This window comes from Desulfitobacterium hafniense DCB-2, from assembly GCF_000021925.1.
In the GTDB taxonomy this organism is placed as follows: Bacteria; Bacillota; Desulfitobacteriia; order Desulfitobacteriales; family Desulfitobacteriaceae; genus Desulfitobacterium; species Desulfitobacterium hafniense.
Genome location: NC_011830.1, coordinates 4942326 through 4962420 on the forward strand (window position 1 = coordinate 4942326; position 20095 = coordinate 4962420).

The window sequence follows — 20095 nt, forward strand, 5'->3', positions numbered from 1 at the left end:
GCTTTAAATCCGCCCGTTAGCGCTCCCGAGCGTGTTTTCAGGCCATCACTCTGAGTTTATCCCCTATGCCTTTGAGCATTTCTAAATTCTGAGACAAGACTTGGGTAGACTTGGCTTGTTCCTGGGTAATCTCACTGCTGGCTTCCACATTATTCTGGACCTGAACCACCGACTCATGGAATCTGGTCAGCATCTGTTCAATATTCTTTGCCGAACGGTTGCTTTCATCAGCCAGCTTGCGAACTTCTTCGGCAACCACTGAGAATCCCCGGCCGTGTTCACCGGCACGGGCGGCTTCAATGGCGGCATTCAGCCCCAATAGGTTGGTCTGCTGGGCAACCCTGCGCAGGACATCCAATATTCCTGTAATGCCCTCCATCTCCCGGGTGGTTGTTTGGGCAATGGCGGATGATTCCTGACTTGAGGCGGCAAGTTCCTCTGAAGATGCGGCCAGCTCCTCAACAAAGGAGGCGGACTGTTCTAAACCGGAATAGAGCTCGGATAACACCTGCTCAAAACGGCGGGCTTTTTCCTGTTCCTTCTCCCGCTCCCGTTCCTGAGCCCTCGCTATTTTTAAAGCCTCGTCTATAGCTCTTCTCACCGCAAGGGGCCCCGACTCCAGCAACCCCCCTGCAAACCCCCGCTCCTCGGCGGCGGTGTATCCTCCTTTGTCTCCGGCTATGGCTTGAACACCGGTTTGCTGCAGCTTCTCCAGGATCATCGGTATATCCCCCAGGGTGTTCCATGGTCTGATATGAATCGTTAAATCACCCAACCTGAAGTCTGAACTTCCCATAGCCAAAAATCCCCTGTGGGCGACTACACCCACTTTCGTCGCTCCTGCGGCGATAAGCCGCTGAACCGCTTCCAGCATCTCGTCGATGGTCATGGTCAGCCCAACGATTGGTTTGTCGGTATTTTCGCGCAGCAAATCAACCATCAGCCCCCGGCTGATCATCACATCAATCTGAGGGTTGGCTTTGATAACCTCTTTGCCCTGATCAAAGCTGACGACTTCTATGGGAAAGGATAAATTTAATGCTTGCCTTGCTTCCTCAGCAATCTGGGCCATACCGGGGGTTAGAGCTACGAAAAAAATGGATTCCATGAAGTGAATACCTCCCAATAATCTTTCTTCAATGTTTTAAGATCACACCCCGTAAACTGATAGATGACCGGACAAAGAATCTGACTATTTAGTATTCTCTTTTATCATGGAAAATCCTTCGAATTTCTACGTTTTTCTGCGCTCCTAACTGATTCTAATGGATGCTAGCTTTCGCTTTGCAAGTTTCCGGATTTTAATCCCAGGGAAAAAGCGATAATTACGATAGACACCGCAGCCAAAACCATCAAGGAAACAGTGAAATTGCCGCCTGTCCGATCGAGGATTGAGCCCAGGGCGGAGGGTCCCATGGTGGTGCCTAAGTTGGAAGCAATGGTCAGCATCCCCATCCCCATGCCTACTTCATGGGGTTTAACGGTCTCCGGGAGATGAGCAAATACGAAAACAGGGATGGGGGCAAAGCCTATGCCCAAAGCAACTGCCCATAAGGGCAGACCAGGGAAATGAAGGGCCAGTAAAACAAAAGCAAGGAGGATCACGACGCTCCCGGTGAGCAAATAAGGCTTTTTCCGGCCGGTTTTATCGAAAGCCACTCCGATAACCGGGGCCAGAAAAATGGAGGCCAGCATGATCAAGCTTGTTAAAAATCCGGCCTTTTGGTTCGCTAAACCGAAGGATTGGTAGAATTGGGGGCCAAAGGTAACATAAGCCAAAAGCTGAAAATTAGCTAAAACCCAAATCCCGGCAAGCAGCCAAAGGCTCCGGCTGCCTGCCTCTGAATTTGGGCGCCGGTTCTTTGCTTAAGCCCCTGGCATCTGCACCGCCGTCTTTTTGGGGTAAGGAGAGGGCAAAGATCACCAAAAGGAGAATGGCTCCCAAAAAGGCGGCAACACCAAACAGGACCATTCTCCAGCTAAGGAGCTGCCCCAAAGAACCAAAAAGATTGGCCGCTATGACCGTGCCTAAGGGAACAGCGATATTAAAAATACCCATGGCAATACCAATATTCTTTTGGTCAAAAAACATGGTGATTAGGAGAGGAGCCAGTACGACCAGCACCGTCGCCCCTATTCCCGCCACCAATCTATACACGACCAAGAGGGAAAAGGAGCCAGCTGTAGAAAAGGCTATTAATCCTGCCATCATAATAGTTAAAGCGGCTATGATCAACTTTTTCATGTCAAAACGGCTGGCTAAATAAGCCACGACAAAAGGAAGAAAAATTCCGGGAATGGCATAAGCGCCCATTAAAATCCCCGCCTGGGAGTTAGAGAAGGATACCTCTTGCATGATTTGCTCAAAAAGGGGCGGCAGGGCCTGTAAAGACAAAGCGAACCCGATCATCATAAAAAAAGAAAGTGCCAATACCACCCATCGCGATGAGGCCTGAACCTGACGATTAGCCAATTTTTATCTCCTCCCTTAATCACTGCTCTACATACCTGGAATTTTACCATATAAAGACAAGGAAACCAATCCCAACAACGTCAATACCCGTTTTTAGGGAGCCATCCGCCTTTTTCCCTTCTCCAGTCCTATCTCTTTTCTTGCCGGATAAATAATAAACCCACCGGCAAAACCGGAGGGTCTATTATGCAAATAAAGTTTACTGCAATTTCAGGCCGAAATTTCTTCAAGCACTCTGCCCTTTGTTTCTTCACCAAGTATGGCTACCGACAGCGCGGCGGCAATAAAGCATGCCGCTCCAAGGGCGAAGACCCCGGAATTACCTAAGGTCGGCAAGACAACTGCTACGATGTAGGGTCCCAGCAAGGAACCGAAGCGCCCCACGGAGGAAGCAAAGCCGGTACCGGTCGCTCTGGCCCGGGTAGGATAGAGCTCAGGGGTATAGGCATAGAGGGAGGACCACATGGCGAAGAGGAAAAACTGCATACCGAGTCCGAAGCCAATCAAAGTCTGCAGACTTGAGGCGGTACCATAGAGATAGGCAAAGACGGCGCAGCCGATGAGTACGACAATTAAAGTGGGCTTACGGCCGTTTTTCTCAATGAAGTAAGCCGCACTGAAGAACCCGGGTATACCGGCGAGCGAGATCATAATCGTGTAGTACACGGATTTGGTCACTGAATAGCCTGCTTCCTGTAAAAATGCGCTCAGCCAGGTTGTCAGGCCATAGTAGCCGAGGAGGGCAAAGAACCACAAGAGCCAGACCATGATGGTTCTTTTTTTATACCCGGGAGCCCAGAGTTGGAGAAAGGAGAATTTCTTTTCATGCTTGCCGATAACCAGATTATCATCTTTAATAGGCGGCGGCAGCTCTTTACCATAAGCTTTCTCCACATTTTTCTCAAATGCCGTCATTACCACGTCCGCTTTCTCATCCTGATTGGTATCGGCCAGCCAACGGGGGGATTCCGGGACCATTCTGCGGATGATCAAAACAAAGATTGCGGGGATACCTTCACAGAGGAACACCAGGCGCCAGCCTCCTATGGGGAGAAGGAAATAGGATAAGATGCCGGCAGCAATGAAACCTATGGGCCAGAAGCCTTCCAAAAGTGCAATATAGCGTCCGCGGTTTTTGGCGGGAATAAATTCCGATATCAGAGACTGACCGATGGGGAATTCCATTCCCATACCCAAACCGAGGAAGAAGCGGGCAAGGGCCAGCTGTTCGACATTTTGGGTAAAAGCACAGGCGATACTTGCTGCACCCCAAAGAATCATACTGGTCTGAAAAACAATCTTTCTGCCAAACTTGTCAGCAGCCATCCCGGCACTGGCTGCTCCGAAGAACATACCGAGGAAGCTGAAACTGGAAAGGAGTCCGGCTTGAACCGTTGTCAGACCTAAGTCGGTCTTAATGGATCCCAGAACAAAGGTCAGCATGCCAAGATCCATAGAGTCAAAAAACCAAGCGGTTGCAATAATGTAAAATATTTTTTTCTGATATGACGTCAGCGGTAACCTTTCCATCCTTTGCGGGACGCTGAATTGGGTTGATATGGACATATATTGCCGCTCCCTTCTACTCCTATGAAAATCTGATGTTTTTCGAGTCTGAGATTATGGTTTACCATGGCTTAAGTTTAATTTATGAGTGCCGATTAGCTTCCAACCCCACCTTTCTCTAAATTTTCCAGACGGCCCGGGGCCTATTATCCAGTCGAAAAACAGTACGATGATAAGCTGTAGCAATTTTCATGCCAATTATGAAATATCTGAATATTCGGGGTCTTGATCGGCAGGCTGATTCTCCTTTGAATCTCTTTTTTCCGTTCAACTGCTGCCTGTTTGGCTAAAAAAGAGCCCTCATCACCCTTTCATTTGTGATTCCAATTCTAATCACATGATTCAAAAAAACTGCGCCACTGCATAACAACAATACCCCCAAGCTCAGCTCGGAGGTATCTTTAGGTTTAGCCATAGGATCAGTTTTGTATTTCAATGCCATATTTTTTCATCTTTTTGACCATGCTTGATTGGCTGATCCCCAGCACTGCGGCAGCTTTCCTTGTACTGCCCATCAGACGGTAGGCCTCTTCCAGCAGGCGGTTTTCTTCTTTCTCCAGAAAGGCTTTGAGGGATGTTAATCCATTTGGGGCAGGGTGAACATCGATGTACTTGATCTCCGCCATGGCGTCCTTGGTAATACAGTCGTCCATGCTGGTCACCACCAGTCTCTCGATGGTATTTTCAAGCTCTCTGATATTTCCCGGCCAATCATAATTCAGTAAGCAGTCCATCACTTCCGGGTGAATCCATTTCTGATAACCGTAGGCCGTATTATATCTTGCCAACAACTCCAAGGCGATGGGGATCACATCCTCCTTGCGCTGGCGCAAAGGAGGTATGGTCATGGGAACAACATTCAGTCTGTAATACAGATCTTCCCTGAATGCTTTTTCCCGGATCATTGCTTCCAGGTCCCGGTTGGTTGCCGCGATAATTCGGATATCCAGTTTTATCGTTTTTTTCCCGCCGACCCGGAGGATTTCTTTTTCCTGAATGGCGCGCAGGACTTTGACCTGGTGCTCCAGAGGCAGCTCTCCCACCTCATCGAGGAATAAGGTTCCCCCGTCCGCAAGCTCGAACAGTCCTTTTTTCCCTTCTTTAAGGGCACCTGTGAAGGAACCGGCCTCGTAGCCAAAAAACTCCGATTCCAGGAGGTTGGCCGGTATGGCTCCGCAGTTTATCTTAATAAACGGTTTCTCAGAGCGATGACTCGCCCTGTGAATCAGCTGGGCAATCAGTTCTTTTCCGACGCCGGATTCCCCCAAAATAAGCACGGTTGAATCCACCCGGGCTACATGATAAGCGGTATCCAGCTTTTTTTGCATATCATTATTTTTGGTAATTATTTTCTTAAAAGCATTCTGGGACCGGAAATGCTCCAGCTCTTTCAAATAACGGTTTTTAGCGTCTTCAGCCTGTTCCAGCTTGCCTTTAAGTTCCGTAAGTTCAGAAATATCCCTGACAATGGTCACGACGCGGGTGACTTCTTTTTCCTCGTTGAATACCGGCGCACCGGTCATCAGCAGCTCTTTACCGCTGCGGATGTCCACGACATTGACCCGGGATTTCGTTCTGAAAACCATTTCGGTAACCGATTTATTCATATATCCTTGGTTGATGAGTTCCCGCACGTTTTTGCCTACAAACTCTTTTTCCTGGATACCGGTGATCTGCAGGTAAGCGCTATTGGCTCTTAAGATCATGCCATCAGCGCTTCCGACGACGATTCCGTCGGCTACAGATTCAATAATGGCATCCAGGTCATTGTTAATTTCCTTAACGTTATCCAATTCCAGGGACAAAGCTTCAAAATCGGATATATCCTGGAAAACCCCAATAGCTCCCACGATCTTGCCATCTTTGCAGATCGGGCCGCGGTTGGAAATGATCTCGCAGTTTCCTAAGTGCATCTTTTGATTATTTTCGGCTTTGCCTGTTTTTAATATTTCCAGGAGGCTGGTATTAGGAATGACCTCTTCCACTCTCCGCCCGATGGTCTCTTCCTTCGCAACTCCCATGATCTTGGCCGCCGCTTCATTGAACAGCTTGATGATCCCCTGCTGATCAATGGCCACGACACCGTTATAGATCGAATCAAAAATTTCGAAGCCAAATCCGGTCGTGAGATCATTGACATCCATAGTTATCCCTCCTGTTTGAAGACAGCCTCAAACCCTATGTTTCTGTGCGGGCGAATTATGGTTTTTATTTTCTCAATTGCTTTAATATTAAGATTATAGCCTAATGATTGTCTATATGTCTATAAGTACTGAACACTATGATCGCAAGCATTATTTAACAAAAATTACGGCCGCAGATGATTAAATACGGAATCGTGTGACCACAGTTAGAATCAGTTCTGTGCTTTTTTTAAAAGTGTTTGCTGTTAGCACCTGCCGAATTTACCTCTTAAGATGTGATTACTTTTGTCATCATGTATCCGGAAAGTTGTTGAAAACCCCGCTATTTTTTATTGGCACGCTAATTGCAAGTAAATTTAGACAACTTTGAGGAAGAAAAAGCAATTGCTGAGCTGATAGGGGGTACGGAAATTTATGATTATTATTGGCGAAAAAATTAATGGGTCCATTCCGTCCATGGGTAAGGCCATTCAAGAAAAAAACGCGGCCTATATTGCCGACTATGCAGTGCGACAAACCGAGGCCGGTGCAAATTATCTGGATATATGCGCATCAGTTCCGGAGAAAAGCGAAGTCCAAACGTTGAGATGGTTGATTGAGCTGGTGCAGGAGGTTACGGACGTCCCCATCTGTGTGGATAGTCCGAGTCCTTATTCCATTGCTGCCGCCCTGCCGTTCTGCAAGCGCCCCGGCATTGTCAACTCCGTATCTATGGAAGGGGAAAAAATCGATGTGCTGTTTCCCCTCATTGCCGACACCCAGTGGCAATGCATCGCCCTGCTCTGTGACGATAGGGGCATTCCCCACTCTGTGGCAAAGCGCTTGGCAGTCTTCGAGCAGATCATGAAAAAGGCCCAGGAATTTAAGATCGATCCCTCCCGCCTCTATATCGATCCTTTAGTAGAGACTCTATCCACCCAGGAAGCAACACTGACTGTGTTTGCGGAATGTGCCCGGGAAATAAAGAAGCTCTATCCGATGATTCATGTCACAAGCGGTCTGAGCAATATTTCTTTCGGCTTGCCTGCACGGAAGCTGATCAACCAGGCCTTCCTGGTCCTGGCTATGGGTGCAGGTATGGACAGCGCCATCGTCGATCCTACCAACAGAGATCTGTTAGGGCTGATTTATGCCGCCAATGCCCTGTTGGAAAAGGATGAATACTGCCTGGACTACATCTCAGCCTTCAAAGAAGGCCGCATTGGTCCCTTAAAACCTTAATGTTCAAAAATCATTAATGAGGAGGTTAAGTCAATGTCTAAAATTGTCGAAATTCAAAACGCTGTGGAAACAGGGAAGAAAAAGCTTATCCGGGGTCTTATCGAGGAAGCTTTAGCTGAAGGCCATCCGGCTATAGACATTTTAAACAAAGGGATGATTGCTGCGATGGGCATTGTCGGGGATAAGTTCAAGTCCGGTGAAGTCTTTGTTCCCGAAATGCTGATCGCTGCCCGCACCATGAAAGAGGGGGTTGAGGTTTTGCGGCCTCTTCTGTCAAGGGGTCAGGCTTCAGCATCAGGTATCTTCATCATCGGTACGGTGGAAGGTGATTTGCATGATATCGGTAAAAACCTCGTGGCCATGATGATTGAAAGCGCCGGGTTTGAGGTCATTGATTTGGGTGTTGATGTCGCACCGGAAAAGTTCGTCGAGGCCATTATGGCGAATCCGGATTGCCGCCTGGTTGGCCTTTCAGCTCTCCTGACAACAACAATGCCCTCTTTGCACAGAACCATCGACGCGATCAGGGAAGCCGGCTTAAGAGATCAGGTCAAGATCATGGTCGGCGGTGCCCCTATCTCCCAGGAAATTGCTGATGAGGTTGGGGCCGACGCCTTTGCTGCCGATGCGGCTACTGCTGCATCCATCGCCAAAGAATTGGCAGCCGGGGCTTGAAGAAAAATGATTACTGGAGGAGGCGGAGAAAAATGAACAGTCGTGAAAGATTATTAACTGCTTTAAGTCATAAGGAACCGGATCGTATCCCTCTGGATCTCGGGGCTGGATGTTCATGCAAATTTACGAAGTATTTTTATGTTAAACTTTTGGATTATTTCGGTATTCAAGAGGAGCTGGTTATGAATCATATCCCCTACCAGCTGGTCACGGCATCGGACAAAGTTCTGGATCTTTTGAAATGCGATGTGCGTTCCGCCTCACTGCATCCTATCCCCCAGGCAGAGAATCCCTACGCCAAGAAATGGGAAGACGCCGACAGCTACTACTACACCAATAACTGGGGTACCCGCTACCGAATGCCCAAACATCAGGGCTTGTATTATGATCTGATCGGAGGTGTGCTGCAGGACTCCGAAGATGAGGAAGGGGATCAGAAGTTCATCTGGCCGGTCCCGGAGAAATTTCCGGCCGCCGACCGCCAACAGCTGGAAGACTATCGCAGGGCAGGCTTGGCCACCACCATTTCCGAACAGTTCGGCAACGGTTTCCTCCAGCAGGGGCCGCTGATGTGGGGCTTTGAAAATTGGTTTGCCATGCTGCTTACCGAGCCGGAACGCTGCACACTGTTTATGGATAAGCTGCTGGAGAAAAAGAAGGAGTATTATGATCATATCTTCGAGGTCTATGGCGGACTGGTTGACGTTTGCAGTGAGGCCGATGATTTCGGCACCCAGCGGGGGACCTTTGTGTCGCCCAAACTGATCAGAGAGATGATCCTTCCTTATCACAAGAAGCTCAATGATTACCTCAAGGCCAAGGGCGCCGGTTATATGACCTTGCACAGCTGCGGCTCGGTGGAAGCATCCATTCCGGATATTATCGAAGCAGGCTTTGATTGTCTGAACCCGGTGCAGATATCCGCCGCCAATATGAGCCCGGAGCACCTCAAGAAAACTTACGGCAAGGACATTACTTTCTGGGGCGGAGGCATCAACACCCAGTCAACTCTTCCTAACGGAACACCGGAACAAGTCAGGGAAGAAACCAAACGGAATATCGACGCCTTTGCCCGGGACGGCGGCTTTGTGTTCGCAACCGTTCATAATGTACAGGATGATGTGCCCATTGAGAACTTTATCGCCATGTGGGAGACCTTCCAGGATCATTGTAAGTATTGATTAATATTTAAATCCAACCGGTTTTCGGGAGGAAGGAGAAGAAGGAGTTAATGACATGGAGAGGGCGGCTGCTATAACCGGAATTGGATGTGTCCGCCCTAACGTTAGTGGCGGCACTGCTGTATTCTCATCATTCCCCAGCCAATTCTAGGGACTCTTTGACGTCATTGAGAAAGTCTGTGCCGCATTTTTGGGCAAATTTTGCATAAACCAAAGCAAAGTCCTCTTGCCAGATGTTTCTCTCTTCATTGTTCAGGGTGTAGATCTTGATCTGATTGCGCTTTTGCAGTTCCCTTAATTGTTCCTCATTCAGCTTTTGGGCGATATCCCGTTCCCACTGCGTCACTTCCGCCATGGTCTCCTCCAGGAGTTCACGGGCCTGGGCCGGCAGTTGATTCCAGAAATCTTCATTGACCATGACCGCATATCCCATAAATCCGTGCTGGCTGAGGGTTAAATAACTCTGTACCTGGTCAAAGTTCTTGGTGTAAATATTGGAGATGGTGTTTTCCTGTCCTTGAGCCCGTCCTTCCTCCAAAGACTGATAGACATCATTGAAGGGCAGGTAGAGGGTAGCGGCGCCAAAGGAGTGAAATTGTTCTTCCAGGATGCCCTGGGACATGATCCGGAAGGTTAATCCTTTTAAATCACCGGGTTTAGTAATAGGGTGATCGTTATTGGTCAAGTGTTTGAAGCCGTTATCCCACATGGCCAGACCTTTCATGTTCTTCTGATGCAGTTGATCCAGCAGGGTTTTGCCCAAGGGTCCATCCATGATTTGATGGACGCTGTCCAGATCATCAAACAGGTAGGGAAGATCCCAGATTTGCCATTGGGGAAATAATTGGGCAACTTTTGAGGTGGTAGGAGCGATCATCTGCACATCTCCCCTGCTTAAGGCCTCAAATTCTTCACCATCTTTGAATAATTGAGAATTGGGAAAGGCCTGAACTTCGATGATGCCTTTGGACCGTTCCCTGACCAGGTTGGCAAAACGTATGGCGGCTAACCCTTTGGGAGTATTTTCTTCAACGACGTGAGAGAATTTGATGATAATTTTATCTTTTTTGTCCACCTGCTGACCGTCAATGACCCGGGTCCCGCATCCGGATAATAAGAGAAGGATCATGATTAGCATAAAGAGCCGGTTATTTCTACTCATGCCTTATACCTCAGTTGATTTATTGTATTTTCAAGTGTAAATTTATGATTTTTTACGACTCTCAACCTGTTGGTCTTTTCGATATATGGTCCTTTCGATATGGTCTTTTGGTCTGAAGAATTAAAAAAATTGCACCCTAAAGTACAATTCGATATTTGTTGATGGGCCTGCCCACTGTCCCATATTGAGTTTCCAATAAGACACAGTTTATTTTTTCAAGATATTCCAGATACCTGCGGGCTGTAACCCGCGCCAGCCCAACCCCTTCCGCCACTTCCTCTGCCGATAAGCCGACGGGGGTTTCTTTCAGGAAATTATAAACTTGTTGCAGGGTGATTTCACGCAATCCTTTGGGCAGTTCTTCCCTGCTTCTGGCGACAAGGGTATCTTGATGAGGATGAATTTTGATCAAGCGATCCAAATCCTCCTGATTGATTTCCCAGCGGTTTTGCAGCTGCTCTGCGTAGGAGTAGTAATTGCTGAGCGCAGTATGGATTCGCTCATACTTGAAAGGTTTGATGATGTAATCCACTACGCCAAAGCGCAGCCCGGCCTGGACCGTTGCTACGTCCTGAGCCGCCGTAATCAGGATGATATCGGTAGGAATGCCCAGCTGGCGAATCTCTTTGAGAATCTGGATGCCGTTAAGGTCCGGCAGATAGATATCGAGAATCACTAAGCACGGCCGCACATCCTGAATGATTTCGATGGCTTTTTTGCCGGTTCTGGCTTTACCGCAAATCCGGAATCCGCCAATTTTCTTAATAAACCCTTCATTTACTTCCATGACCATCGGATCGTCTTCAACTAGGATCAAGTCAATCAGCTTCATTAATGATCGCCTCCTATTGAGCCTCCCCTAAAGACTTCGGCGCACTCAGGAGCGAATCCCGGACAAGGGAATCCGAACCCCGAAACGCGTACCCCATTTCCCCGTCTCCATCTCTATAGTTCCACCCAGCAGATCCACAGTCTGCTTAACCAGCGATAAGCCAATTCCCCTATTGCCATTCCCTTTGGTTGAAAATCCCCACTGATACATTTGGGCTTGATTGGCCAAGGAAATCCCCGGCCCGGTATCCTCCACACTCAAGATGAGTTGATGGTGTTCATGCTTAATCCGACAGTGGACCTCACTTATTTTACTGCCCACCACCGCTTCCATGGCATTCTCCAGCAGATTTCCCAGAATAATCGTCAGGGTATTGCTGTCAAAGCCCTCCGGCAGCTCACTTAAGCGGGAATCCGGATCAAATAGAACATCGACTTTCAGCTCTTTGCCCCGATTATATTTTCCTAAGAGCAACCCGGCTACATTAGGGTACATGATCTTGCTGCTTAGGAATTTTGTAACCTCCTGCTGCTCCTCAGTCACTCTATAGATATATTCCATGGCTTGATCGGCTTTGTCTAACTGGATCAACCCGGCGATGGTATGCAAGGTATTCAGGGATTCATGATTCTGCACTCGCAAGGCTTCAATAAAGGTTTTTACACCGGTCAACTCCTCCGCCATTTTCCGCACTTCTGTCTTCTCTTTGAGGGTGACGACCCGCCCAACCACCTGCTCCTTGACCCTGATCGGTAAAAAATCCACGAGAACCCAGGTATTATTGAGGATAAGCTCTGTGCTCTCTGCAGGATCATGGGTCTCTAAAAAATCGCTTAAGGCAGTGAACGCGGGAAACTCTTGTAAAGGGCACCCCACCGCTTTTTCAGAAGTTCCGGCAATCCGGCAGGCTTTTTCATTGATGACTGTAATGCGGTTCTCCATATCAAGGGCGACGACTCCATCGTCCATAGCCTGGAAAATTGCCACTCTTTCTTCCAGCATCCGTGCAATCTGGCTGGGCTCAAGGGAGAACATATTCTTCTTGATGTTGCTGGCTAAATAAAAGGACCCCAGCCCTCCCAGGGCTAAGCCGATCAAAATCGAAGAATAGAGTTCAACCCTGATGGCACCGACAATCTCCCGGATGGTAGGGACAAGAATGCCGACGGCAACGACTCCTACCTGACGGGTTCCCTCATCAGCCAGGACAGGGACAAAAGCACGAATTGACGGCCCGACAACCCCCACGGCCTGGGAGAGATATTCCTTTCTTTGTAAAGAGAGTTCCTCGTCGCCGTCGTTAAAGACGGTGCCAATGCGATCTAAGTAAGGATGGGAATATCTTATTTTTTCCATATCAAAAATGACGATATATTCAACTCCTGTGGCCAGGCGAATCCGTTCGGCAAGGGGTTGAATCATTTTCGAGCCCTCAAACCCGCTGAGATTCTCCTGCACCTCACTTAACTGGGCAACCGTTCGGGCAATGGCCATGGCTCTATAACCGATTTCCTGCTCCATCTTATCGGAAATTCGGTTGACGATGATCACGCCTGCCAGAAAAACGGATAAAAAAACCAGCAGAAAGGAGAGCATGGCGATTTTAGTGCCTAATTTTAAGTGGGGTATTTTCAACCGCTTACTCCCCCTCCGGCTGATGAATCCATGTGATTCCACCCTTTCGGTTCAAGTCAGCTTTTCCTCCTTTCCCAGTATTGCTTGAATTTTAGTTGGCGATATTCAGATTAGCATTAGTAAAGCCATGACATTATCATCATAATGCTGAATAGCGTTAGTGTCAATTAACTATCTGAATATTCCAAATATAACAAGAGCGTTTTATGCCCTTGCCTCACTTTCCATTCATCATATTTTTACTCAAGTTTCAATTTGGATGACCAAAGAAACTGTTGGAATCTTCCGGTGCTGCCGACCGCTCTATATTGCTGTAACTGCGCAGCTGGGACGCAACCGTAATGGTATAGCCTGCAAACATGGCATCATGACCCTGTCGTTGACTCATGCGGTGCTCTGTTTGATTGCGCCATTGATTCACTGATTCTTCGTTTTCCCAAACAGATAAGCTAAGCAGCTTTCCTTCCTTGACAAGACTGGAAAAACGCTCTGCGCGTATAAATCCTTCACTTTTGACAAGTTCGTTTTTAAGATTGGCGGCTAAGGCAAGATAATCATCCCTATATTTCTTTTATATTGTAACTTCAAATAAAACCAAGATCATTGCCGGCTTGCTCCTTACTATTTAGAGTGCGTTGCCTTTTTTAGGCACAAACATCCGGGACATATCCACCCCTTCGTGTTCAAGCAGCTGGATTTTCCTGCTGATTCCTCCGCCAAAACCTGTCAAGTTACCCTTGGCACCTACTACCCGATGGCAGGGGATGATAATAGATATGGGGTTATGACCTACGGCTCCGCCTATTGCTTGGCTGGACATACACTTTTTGTTCATTTTCTCAGCCATCTGTTTGGCAATGTCGCCATAGGTGATTACCTGGCCATAGGGTATTTGGCATAAAATATCCCATACCCCTTGACGAAATTCGCCGCCCATGGGGGCCAGGGGCAATTCGGATGTGGCAGGCCTCTCACCTGCAAAATATCTGTCCAGCCATGCTTTGGCAGCGTCAAAGATCGGTATATCGTCCTTTTCGATCATGCTTTCGGGTAGGGTACCGCCATGAAATCTCTGACCCTCCATCCATAAGCCGATAAGATTGTCGCCGTCACAGGCAAGGGTAATTGTGCATATGGGTGATAGATAGGTTGTTGAATAATACATTTTGACCCTCCTTCTTTATCTGTTTTATCACGTGTTCTAAAGGTTGATTGTAGCATAACTGGTCCGGGAAAATCTCGCAGTTTTGGGAGATTATATTTTTCTCTTTTAAACCATTCCCATATTACCAGCACATTGAAAGCATTATTTTCCCATGCTATAATGCTTTTGCGGTTTATTTGCTAAAGCGCTTGAAAAATGGGTCAGAGGATTTGAAAGGTTCGGCTTATATGGAAGAAAAACATAGTGATGGTGACCGGGACTTTAAGCTGTTTTTGCTGGCAGGATTGTTCGCCGGGATCGGTGCAGGTATTAATACATCCATATTTAACAACTATTTAAACGATATATTCATGCTTTCCGAGAGTGTCAGAGGTTTCCTCGAGGTGCCCCGGGAAGCGCCGGGTTTCTTTATCATGCTGGTTCTGGCGGTTTTAAGTTTTGCCGGGGATGTGCGGATTGCCATGCTCGGCATGGCCGCGGCAGGATTGGGGATGCTGGGGCTGGGCCTCTTATCCCCCACCTTCGCGGTTATGATCATTTGGATGATGATGTACAGCCTCGGCACACATATGGTCATGCCTGTCACGCCCTCCATCGGCATGTCCCTGTCCAAGCTGGGGTCTTTCGGCGCCAGGCTTGGAACGATCAGTGCCTTTGGTCTGTTCGGCAGTATTATCGCCTACGTTTTTGTCTTCCTGAGCTTTCATTTCCTGAATATGACCTATCAGATTGCCTTTATTATCGGTGCTGTTTTCTATGTGTTTGCTGCTTTGGCGGTGGGGCTGATGAAGAAGGGCGAACCGAAAGCCAGGAAAGTCAAATTTGTTTTTCGCAAACGCTACGCCCTCTATTATGTCCTGGCCGGTGTCAGCGGAGCGCGGGCACAGATTTTTCTGACGTTTGCCCCATGGGTCCTGATCAAGGTGTTTAATGTGCAACCTCAGATGTTTGCTATCCTGGGTATGATTGTCGCCTTTGTGAGTATCGGCACACGTAAAATGATTGGCCGCTTGATCGACGTCCGGGGGGAGCGATTCGTTCTGACGGTGGAGGCCGCTTTGTTGTTCGCCATTTGTCTTGGCTATGCGTTCTCAGCCGACATTTTCCCCGTCGGCATCGCTGCGGTGATTATCGCCGCCTGCTATGTCATCGATAATTCCATGGCAGCGGTGGAAATGGCGCGGTCGACATATTTACGGAAGATTGCCGTCGATCTTGATGATGTGACTCCAACCCTATCGACGGGGGTCAGTCTCCAGCATATCGCCTCTATGGTTATTCCCATTTTCGGCGGGCTTTTGTGGGCGGCTTTTGGATATCAGGCCGTCTTTATGGGCGCAGCCGTTATCGCCTTCCTCAATTTCATACTTTCACGCCGAATTAAGATTGAGCTTGATCCTGCCGCTAAGGCGGAGTAGCACACAGCTATGTTCAGGAGCAGATAAGTAATAAGCCTTGAGTTACGTCAGACGATCGTATCTCAAGGCTTTTATTATTCATCAAAAGACCTTCTCGTTTCATACAAAAATCCCATATGCACCTGGCAGCAGAGCTTGTTCGACGCTCATGAGGATGATAAACCCTAAAAATGTTATTACTATTTGCGGATATAGATTTATTTATAAATTATCTTTCAAATTGTAGTAATTTGTAGTAGAATGATTGAGGTAATACCTCATACAACATACCAATGTGGCTGGATATCTTTAATTATATTGCGACAAAGGCAAACTTAGTGAAAGCTAAGGACGCAAAGCTATGGGCCTTCCTGATCAAGCTGATGGCCGCCAAGCTACCGAAGTCTTCTTTTTGCTGTCGCTAAATGAATGCGGCTTTTTTTATTGTTTTTTTCAGCCAACTTTTATCCTTGGTGAGCCGGTTTAGTATAGTCAGAAACTCTATGGAAAAGCAAGCTATTCAAATAAAATAATAAGATATTATAGGGAGGAATTCGTTTGAAACTCAAGACACGATTATTTTTGATGTTCTTAGCTACTAGTTTAATTCCACTGTTAATCTTTTCTGCCGTATCCATACCCTCTTTTATCTCAGACTCCCAACAGAGTACCTATCAGCTAAGCGAGGATAAAATAGCAATTGCTGAAGCTGAAATAAACGGGATGCTAGATAAAAATTTCAATACCCTACATATGGTCGCTAATCAGCCGGCCATCCGCAATTTCGATTTACCTAATGCGAAAAATATTCTGCTGGATGCCGTTAAAGTCAATCCCGAACTTATTATTGCTCTTGACAATACTGAAGGACAACAAGTCGTTAAAAGTAATGATGATGCCTTAACCAACATCATTGAGCGGGATTTTTTTAACCAAGCCATGAACGGGACTGAAGAGTATGTATCCGATATTATCGTTGCGAAGGCTACCGGTGCATTGATCGTCGTTATCTCTACACCTGTTCGTGATATGAATAATAACATTGTCGGAGTTCTTCAAGCGAACATACAACTCGCCCAGCTCAGTGATTTTGTCACAGATCTTTCAGAGGACGGTTCAAACGTCTATGTGCTTTCCAGACAAGGGACAGTATTGGCCCATCCCCATATGGAATATGTTCAAAACCAGGAAGATTTCAGCTCTTTAGAATTTGTGGAAACAGGTTTTACTGGGCAGGACATGACCATGCAAGCGGCAAATATTCAAGGTGAAGAGGTTATTGTCAGCCATGCTTTGCACGAGCAGGCGGGCTGGTTAATCGTTGTGGAAACCCCCGTTTCGGTGGCGATGGCTTCCGCTAATAAACTCCTGTATATCTCAATCGGCTTGCTTTTTACTGTGAGCGTTATTGTCGGCTTATTCGGCTTTATCTTTGCCAAACGATTTACGAAGCCCCTCGTCGAGTTATCCTCTGTTGTCGAAACAATTGCGAGGGGAGATTTGACAGACTTTGAAGTTGAAATCAAGTCAAAAGATGAAATCGGCCGACTTTATCATAGTCTTAAAACAATGACTCACAACTTAAGGGGACTTGTCGTCAACATTCAAGAGGTTGCCTCGGCTTTAGCATCTCATTCTGTGCAATTATCGTCGACAACTGAGGAAACCACGGAGAGTTTAACCCAAGTCGTTACAACGATAAACGAAATGGCTCAGGGCAACAGCAATCAGGCTTTAATGATTCAAGGTTCAACAGATGCGATTGCTACGGTTAATCATATCGTCGGCGAAGCTACGCAAAAAACAGAAGTTGGTGCAGACAAGGCCAAAGAATCATTAGAGCTTGCTAAAGAAGGTCAAAAGGCTCTTGAACGCCAAAGTCAAAAAATAGAAGAAAACAACAAGTATTCGAATACTGTTGGTCAATCGATACTTCAACTGGCGACAATGGCCGATGAGATTCGCAACATGATCGGGGCTATTAACAGTATCGCTGAACAAACCAATCTACTGGCCTTAAATGCTTCGATCGAAGCGGCCCGCGCTGGTGATGCAGGGCGAGGATTTGCCGTCGTAGCCGAAGAAATCCGCAAACTTGCTGAGCAATCCAGTAATTCCACTAAGAGAATTGAAGATATTGTCAATAGCATTAATAGCAAGGTTAATGAAGCGGTTAATAATATGAATCAGGCTAAAGAAAGCGTTGTTGTTATGGAATCTTCGGCAGAAGATACCAAAGAAAGCTTTGCAAAGATTTTTGCTTCGATTACTGAGCTTGCGCAAAACTCCTATGAAATTTCCACAGCCTTAGGAGAAATCAATGATCAGACACAAGAAGTTGCTCATCAAGCCACAAATATTTCCGCAGTGGTTGAACAAGCCTCGGCTGGTATGCAGGAAATCTCAGCCTCTTCAGAAGAGCAATTAGCTTCAATCGAGACGATTGCTCAATCCTCCGGCCAATTAGAAACTGCGGCTCAAGAACTTCTCACTCAAGTCGCGAAATTTAAAATTAGATAAGCTTTGCATCGTGGCCACCATAGAGGACAGAGCCTAATAATAAAAAGGCCTTGAGCGCATAGAATTTATGTGCCTCAAGGCTTTGGTTCTTATTATGTTCTAAAACTGTGGGGATGATTGTGAAGTTAGGTAAATATCGATGTCGCTATTAACAGTAGTTTTTGGGTATACACGAAGGAATCTCGTTTAAAATAAAAGAATACGATAATTGATTTTCGCAAGGGTGCGATTAAGATTCCAACCCAATGAAAGACGACTATTTTCATCTAATTTAAGTCGTTGATAATCTTTGATGATATATAACTTGAACTCTGCTGAAATCCATGAAGCAAATTCAAAGGCGATGTCTCTGTGAGCAAAAGTGCCGCCATAACGACCAGAACGTGAAATGATTCCAATGGCATTCGTCCCGCTGATCCATTTTTGCGGGGACATAGTAAAAGCGTTAGAACCGGCCTGCATTTTAAACCCCTCGAATTCGACGGGTTTAAAATCCAAGTTGTTCCCTAAGTCCAAGAAATTCTAAAGTATCTTTCCCACGCATCCAGTTCCGAATCACATCGTTCGGCTCATTACTTTTAAATCGTGCAATATCCGTAAGGGAAATGTAATCATTATTATCTCCACTAGAAAAGACTGCTATTTCTTGACCATCGGCATAAATTGTACCTTTCCACTTTTTATCCAAGGTCATTTTGGTCACCTTCCTTTTCTTCAGAGTAATAAACTACAGAGCGGGTATCAAAGAAAGTAGTTGATCAAAATTATCGATTAGTATATATATTTTTTCTTATACAATTATATCAAACATATGTTCCCTATGACAATATAAAAAAGATATGGTGGTCCTTGACTACCCAGTGATTTAAATCCTGTCTAAAAAACATGTTATATCTAAACGATAATGTAAGATAAATTGCGCAAAAAAGGCCATTGTTTGCGGACCTCTGTTAAGAATGAAATTACCAAAAATTGTGCAGCTCAATGAGGAAGTAATTAAGGGACAGATCAATGAGGAAGTAATTAAGGGACAGATCAATGAACTGGTCGGGGCAGTGTAGAGAAGAACATTACTTAGAAATAAAAGGCACCAGAATTTTGTCCCTGTGTGCCCCTTGCTTTCGTTAATGAATTTCATATTTTAATCGTAACGAAGGTGCGACTCCCTACCGTATAGAAAAACTGCCGATGCCATCTCTAAAATTATAAGGTAAATCAGGTGTCAAATACCCCAAAATAACTAATGCCATGCGGGTTTGACCGCATGGCATCTTTTATTACCTAAGATTTTGAGAAGTTAGGTAATAAAGATGCCATTATGAGTAATGAGCATTGGTGATAACTTAATTGAAACTGCGGGAATTTCTTTTAACGAAGATACCCCCGCTTTTTATGCCCTTTTTTTAAGGACTCATATAAAAACAATAGAGGAAAATCAAAATGGCAAACGAAAAAATGCAAAAAAGAGTGAACCATCTATAAATTAACTGTTGCTAGGGATGACCGTTTTATCAATTTTTATATAAGTATCAAATTTTTTATCAGGCGTTACGATCGTCAATTTATTTATTCCTTCATCAACAGCAACATATAAACTTTGATTTCCTGGAATGATAATTGCACCCTCTATACTAGATTTAGCTTCTATTCTATTGCCTACATTTATAAAATCATAATCATCATGTCTTAAGGCAGTAAAGGACATCGGAACTGCATGCCCGTAGTTTTTTAAATCTCTACTTTCAGATTCTTTACTAGCAAAATACTTAAGTGGCAGTTCTTTTTCTATCTCTACTGTGTTAAGCTTTGAAACTAAAAATTTATTATTAATGATAAAATTACTTATTGTAATACCTGTGTGGCTCAAGTTATTTATTTTTACATATATAATCAAATAAAACATAGGAACAACAGTCCACAAGTCTGGATTTTGTATTCCATCTAAATATAACATATTAGGTCGAACCTTAGTTGCTAAAGGATTAGGAGAAAATTTCAACTGTTCAATTTCTAATCTTGTTTCTGTTCTTCTAAAATTCAAAAAAGTAAATAACACACTGCAAAATGAAAAAAGCAAAGCAATCGATGAAATTGTTATTGTAATATAATCTTTTATTTGCATTT

General features: G+C 45.7%; 19 protein-coding genes, 1 pseudogene and 1 riboswitch. Of the genes and pseudogenes, 6 read left to right on the plus strand and 14 right to left on the minus strand.

Translation table 11 applies throughout. The annotated features are described in order from the left end of the window. Positions 1 to 37: 37 nt before the first annotated feature. From DHAF_RS23145 to DHAF_RS23160, 5 genes are all read right to left on the minus strand, one after another. On the minus strand, positions 38 to 1108 hold the full coding sequence (locus DHAF_RS23145; protein WP_015945363.1) for a PrpR N-terminal domain-containing protein: 1071 nt from the start codon (positions 1106 to 1108) through the stop codon (positions 38 to 40). 164 nt (positions 1109 to 1272) lie between these two features. After that, positions 1273 to 1779, minus strand: coding sequence for an MFS transporter (locus tag DHAF_RS26495; RefSeq protein WP_242659912.1), 507 nt, complete (start codon positions 1777 to 1779; stop codon positions 1273 to 1275). A 10-nt stretch (positions 1780 to 1789) separates the two neighbouring features. Next, positions 1790 to 2473: an MFS transporter gene (locus tag DHAF_RS26500; RefSeq protein WP_242659913.1), complete on the minus strand. Its 684-nt coding sequence runs from the start codon at positions 2471 to 2473 to the stop codon at positions 1790 to 1792. 210 nt (positions 2474 to 2683) lie between these two features. After that, the gene (locus DHAF_RS23155; protein ID WP_015945364.1) at positions 2684 to 4039 is read right to left on the minus strand and encodes an MFS transporter; all 1356 of its coding nucleotides are present in this window, start codon (positions 4037 to 4039) and stop codon (positions 2684 to 2686) included. A 419-nt stretch (positions 4040 to 4458) separates the two neighbouring features. Next, positions 4459 to 6183: a sigma 54-interacting transcriptional regulator gene (locus tag DHAF_RS23160; RefSeq protein ID WP_015945365.1), complete on the minus strand. Its 1725-nt coding sequence runs from the start codon at positions 6181 to 6183 to the stop codon at positions 4459 to 4461. 414 nt (positions 6184 to 6597) lie between these two features. Here DHAF_RS23160 and DHAF_RS23165 point away from each other — a divergent pair, with 414 nt between their 5' ends. From DHAF_RS23165 to DHAF_RS23175, 3 genes are read left to right on the plus strand one after another with little or no spacing between them, the layout of a single operon-like run. Next, a complete protein-coding gene (locus tag DHAF_RS23165; protein WP_011462096.1) occupies positions 6598 to 7404 on the plus strand; it encodes a methyltetrahydrofolate cobalamin methyltransferase in 807 nt (268 codons plus the stop codon). A 33-nt stretch (positions 7405 to 7437) separates the two neighbouring features. Then, positions 7438 to 8079 carry a corrinoid protein gene (locus DHAF_RS23170; RefSeq protein WP_005815959.1) on the plus strand — a complete coding sequence of 214 codons (642 nt, stop codon included), beginning with the start codon at positions 7438 to 7440 and terminating at the stop codon, positions 8077 to 8079. Between the two features lie 32 nt (positions 8080 to 8111). After that, the gene (locus DHAF_RS23175) at positions 8112 to 9260 is read left to right on the plus strand and encodes a uroporphyrinogen decarboxylase family protein (protein WP_015945366.1); all 1149 of its coding nucleotides are present in this window, start codon (positions 8112 to 8114) and stop codon (positions 9258 to 9260) included. Between the two features lie 130 nt (positions 9261 to 9390). Here DHAF_RS23175 and DHAF_RS23180 read toward each other — a convergent pair whose 3' ends face one another. The 6 genes and pseudogenes from DHAF_RS23180 to DHAF_RS23195 all read right to left on the minus strand — a co-directional run bounded on the left by DHAF_RS23180 (position 9391) and on the right by DHAF_RS23195 (position 14054). Then, positions 9391 to 10422 carry a DctP family TRAP transporter solute-binding subunit gene (locus tag DHAF_RS23180; RefSeq protein WP_015945367.1) on the minus strand — a complete coding sequence of 344 codons (1032 nt, stop codon included), beginning with the start codon at positions 10420 to 10422 and terminating at the stop codon, positions 9391 to 9393. Between the two features lie 136 nt (positions 10423 to 10558). Then, positions 10559 to 11254, minus strand: coding sequence for a response regulator (locus DHAF_RS23185; protein WP_005815963.1), 696 nt, complete (start codon positions 11252 to 11254; stop codon positions 10559 to 10561). 45 nt (positions 11255 to 11299) lie between these two features. Continuing rightward, positions 11300 to 12889: an ATP-binding protein gene (locus DHAF_RS23190; RefSeq protein WP_015945368.1), complete on the minus strand. Its 1590-nt coding sequence runs from the start codon at positions 12887 to 12889 to the stop codon at positions 11300 to 11302. A gap of 250 nt (positions 12890 to 13139) precedes the next feature. Beyond that, the gene (locus DHAF_RS26505) at positions 13140 to 13277 is read right to left on the minus strand and encodes a hypothetical protein (protein ID WP_242659914.1); all 138 of its coding nucleotides are present in this window, start codon (positions 13275 to 13277) and stop codon (positions 13140 to 13142) included. 9 nt (positions 13278 to 13286) lie between these two features. Further along, positions 13287 to 13442 (minus strand): annotated as a pseudogene (locus tag DHAF_RS26635) (antibiotic biosynthesis monooxygenase family protein); the annotation flags it as partial. A gap of 72 nt (positions 13443 to 13514) precedes the next feature. Beyond that, on the minus strand, positions 13515 to 14054 hold the full coding sequence (locus DHAF_RS23195; protein WP_011462102.1) for a methylated-DNA--[protein]-cysteine S-methyltransferase: 540 nt from the start codon (positions 14052 to 14054) through the stop codon (positions 13515 to 13517). Positions 14055 to 14281: 227 nt separating this feature from the next. On the opposite strand from DHAF_RS23195, the gene DHAF_RS23200 reads away from it, so the two are divergent. Continuing rightward, positions 14282 to 15472, plus strand: coding sequence for an MFS transporter (locus tag DHAF_RS23200; RefSeq protein WP_015945369.1), 1191 nt, complete (start codon positions 14282 to 14284; stop codon positions 15470 to 15472). Between the two features lie 297 nt (positions 15473 to 15769). Continuing rightward, positions 15770 to 15854, plus strand: a riboswitch (cyclic di-GMP riboswitch). 155 nt (positions 15855 to 16009) lie between these two features. Continuing rightward, entirely contained in the window at positions 16010 to 17971 is a 1962-nt protein-coding gene (locus DHAF_RS23205; RefSeq protein ID WP_011462131.1) for a methyl-accepting chemotaxis protein, read from the plus strand. Positions 17972 to 18157: 186 nt separating this feature from the next. Here DHAF_RS23205 and DHAF_RS26865 read toward each other — a convergent pair whose 3' ends face one another. Both DHAF_RS26865 and DHAF_RS26870 read right to left on the minus strand, forming a co-directional pair. Further along, positions 18158 to 18433 carry a KilA-N domain-containing protein gene (locus tag DHAF_RS26865; protein WP_026198732.1) on the minus strand — a complete coding sequence of 92 codons (276 nt, stop codon included), beginning with the start codon at positions 18431 to 18433 and terminating at the stop codon, positions 18158 to 18160. A gap of 25 nt (positions 18434 to 18458) precedes the next feature. Next, positions 18459 to 18665 carry a KilA-N domain-containing protein gene (locus DHAF_RS26870; protein ID WP_026198731.1) on the minus strand — a complete coding sequence of 69 codons (207 nt, stop codon included), beginning with the start codon at positions 18663 to 18665 and terminating at the stop codon, positions 18459 to 18461. A gap of 631 nt (positions 18666 to 19296) precedes the next feature. Here DHAF_RS26870 and DHAF_RS26225 point away from each other — a divergent pair. Further along, positions 19297 to 19458, plus strand: a complete 162-nt coding sequence (locus DHAF_RS26225) for a hypothetical protein (protein ID WP_005815986.1) — start codon at positions 19297 to 19299, stop codon at positions 19456 to 19458. Here DHAF_RS26225 and DHAF_RS23215 read toward each other — a convergent pair. Beyond that, positions 19455 to 20093 (minus strand): hypothetical protein, encoded by a 639-nt coding sequence (locus tag DHAF_RS23215; protein WP_005815988.1) that lies wholly within the window; start codon positions 20091 to 20093, stop codon positions 19455 to 19457. The genes DHAF_RS26225 and DHAF_RS23215 overlap by 4 nt on opposite strands. Between the last annotated feature and the right edge of the window lie 2 nt (positions 20094 to 20095).

Coding starts and splice junctions, on each gene's coding strand:
- DHAF_RS23165 (WP_011462096.1), top strand. CDS start 6,598: ATGATTATTATTGGCGAAAAAATTAATGGGTCCATTCCGTCCATGGGT.
- DHAF_RS23160 (WP_015945365.1), bottom strand. CDS start 6,183: ATGGATGTCAATGATCTCACGACCGGATTTGGCTTCGAAATTTTTGAT.
- DHAF_RS23185 (WP_005815963.1), bottom strand. CDS start 11,254: ATGAAGCTGATTGACTTGATCCTAGTTGAAGACGATCCGATGGTCATG.
- DHAF_RS23200 (WP_015945369.1), top strand. CDS start 14,282: ATGGAAGAAAAACATAGTGATGGTGACCGGGACTTTAAGCTGTTTTTG.
- DHAF_RS26225 (WP_005815986.1), top strand. CDS start 19,297: ATGAGCATTGGTGATAACTTAATTGAAACTGCGGGAATTTCTTTTAAC.
- DHAF_RS23215 (WP_005815988.1), bottom strand. CDS start 20,093: ATGCAAATAAAAGATTATATTACAATAACAATTTCATCGATTGCTTTG.
- DHAF_RS26870 (WP_026198731.1), bottom strand. CDS start 18,665: ATGACCTTGGATAAAAAGTGGAAAGGTACAATTTATGCCGATGGTCAA.
- DHAF_RS23180 (WP_015945367.1), bottom strand. CDS start 10,422: ATGAGTAGAAATAACCGGCTCTTTATGCTAATCATGATCCTTCTCTTA.
- DHAF_RS23195 (WP_011462102.1), bottom strand. CDS start 14,054: ATGTATTATTCAACAACCTATCTATCACCCATATGCACAATTACCCTT.
- DHAF_RS23145 (WP_015945363.1), bottom strand. CDS start 1,108: ATGGAATCCATTTTTTTCGTAGCTCTAACCCCCGGTATGGCCCAGATT.
- DHAF_RS23170 (WP_005815959.1), top strand. CDS start 7,438: ATGTCTAAAATTGTCGAAATTCAAAACGCTGTGGAAACAGGGAAGAAA.
- DHAF_RS23175 (WP_015945366.1), top strand. CDS start 8,112: ATGAACAGTCGTGAAAGATTATTAACTGCTTTAAGTCATAAGGAACCG.
- DHAF_RS26865 (WP_026198732.1), bottom strand. CDS start 18,433: ATGCAGGCCGGTTCTAACGCTTTTACTATGTCCCCGCAAAAATGGATC.
- DHAF_RS23155 (WP_015945364.1), bottom strand. CDS start 4,039: ATGTCCATATCAACCCAATTCAGCGTCCCGCAAAGGATGGAAAGGTTA.
- DHAF_RS26505 (WP_242659914.1), bottom strand. CDS start 13,277: ATGAGTCAACGACAGGGTCATGATGCCATGTTTGCAGGCTATACCATT.